Source organism: Bacillus horti (assembly GCF_030813115.1).
Lineage (GTDB): Bacteria > Bacillota > Bacilli > Caldalkalibacillales > JCM-10596 > Bacillus_CH > Bacillus_CH horti.
In genome coordinates, this window is the sequence record NZ_JAUSTY010000042.1 from 1 (window position 1) to 1,755 (window position 1,755).

Annotated in this window: 1 rRNA gene; it reads left to right on the forward strand. The window is 53.4% G+C overall.

Going from position 1 to position 1,755, the window contains the following annotated elements:
- Nucleotides 1-1,685: ribosomal RNA gene (locus tag J2S11_RS22165) — 23S ribosomal RNA — on the forward strand; the annotation flags it as partial.
- Between the last annotated feature and the right edge of the window lie 70 nt (nt 1,686-1,755).

A 1,755-nucleotide genomic window follows, 5' to 3' on the forward strand; every position in this document is an offset into this window, starting at 1 on the left:
GAGAAGCCAGACCGTAAGGACTGGTGGAGCGCTTAGAAGTGAGAATGCCGGTATGAGTAGCGAAAAGACAAGTGAGAATCTTGTCCGCCGAAAGCCTAAGGTTTCCTGAGGAAGGCTCGTCCGCTCAGGGTTAGTCGGGACCTAAGTCGAGGCCGAAAGGCGTAGACGATGGACAACAGGTCGAAATTCCTGTACCACCTTTCACCGTTTGAGCAATGGGGGGACGCAGGAGGGTAGGGAGAGCGTGCGATTGGAAGTGCACGTCCAAGCAGTGAGGCTAAAGTGTAGGCAAATCCGCACTTTATTAGGCTGGGCTGTGATGGCGAGTGAAAATAGTAGTAGCGAAGTCCCTGATCTCACACTGCCAAGAAAAGCCTCTAGCGAGGCGAAAGGTGCCCGTACCGCAAACCGACACAGGTAGGCGAGGAGAGAATCCTAAGGCGCTCGGGAGAACTCTCGTTAAGGAACTCGGCAAAATGACCCCGTAACTTCGGGAGAAGGGGTGCTCTGGTAGGGTGCAAGCCCGAGAGAGCCGCAGTGAATAGGCCCAAGCGACTGTTTAGCAAAAACACAGGTCTCTGCCAAGCCGTAAGGCGATGTATAGGGGCTGACGCCTGCCCGGTGCTGGAAGGTTAAGGGGAAAGGTTATCCACTTGTGGAGAAGCTTTGAACCGAAGCCCCAGTAAACGGCGGCCGTAACTATAACGGTCCTAAGGTAGCGAAATTCCTTGTCGGGTAAGTTCCGACCCGCACGAAAGGCGTAACGACTTGGGCACTGTCTCAACGAGAGACCCGGTGAAATTGTACTACCAGTGAAGATGCTGGTTACCCGCGACAAGACGGAAAGACCCCATGGAGCTTTACTGTAGCTTGATATTGGATTTTGGTATCGTTTGTACAGGATAGGTGGGAGCCAGAGAAGCCGGGCCGCTAGGTTCGGTGGAGGCAATGGTGGGATACCACCCTAACGGTATTGGAATTCTAACTTGCGCCCGTGATCCGGGTGAAGGACAGTGTCAGGTGGGCAGTTTGACTGGGGCGGTCGCCTCCTAAAGAGTAACGGAGGCGCCCAAAGGTTCCCTCAGAATGGTTGGAAATCATTCGCAGAGTGCAAAGGCATAAGGGAGCTTGACTGCGAGACCTACAAGTCGAGCAGGGACGAAAGTCGGGCTTAGTGATCCGGTGGTTCCGCATGGAAGGGCCATCGCTCAACGGATAAAAGCTACCCTGGGGATAACAGGCTAATCTCCCCCAAGAGTCCACATCGACGGGGAGGTTTGGCACCTCGATGTCGGCTCATCGCATCCTGGGGCTGAAGTAGGTCCCAAGGGTTGGGCTGTTCGCCCATTAAAGCGGTACGCGAGCTGGGTTCAGAACGTCGTGAGACAGTTCGGTCCCTATCTGTCGCGGGCGTAGGAAATTTGAGAGGAGCTGTCCTTAGTACGAGAGGACCGGGATGGACACACCGCTGGTGTACCAGTTGTTCCGCCAGGAGCATAGCTGGGTAGCTAAGTGTGGAAGGGATAAGCGCTGAAAGCATCTAAGCGTGAAGCCCCCCTCAAGATGAGATTTCCCATAGAGTAATCTAGTAAGACCCCTTAGAGATGATGAGGTAGATAGGTCTGGTGTGGAAGCGTGGTGACACGTGGAGCTGACAGATACTAATCGGTCGAGGGCTTAACCAAATAACTACAGTTACTGAAATTCTTCTTATCTTACTGTTATCTAGTTTTGAAGGAGCAAGGAATGGCTGTT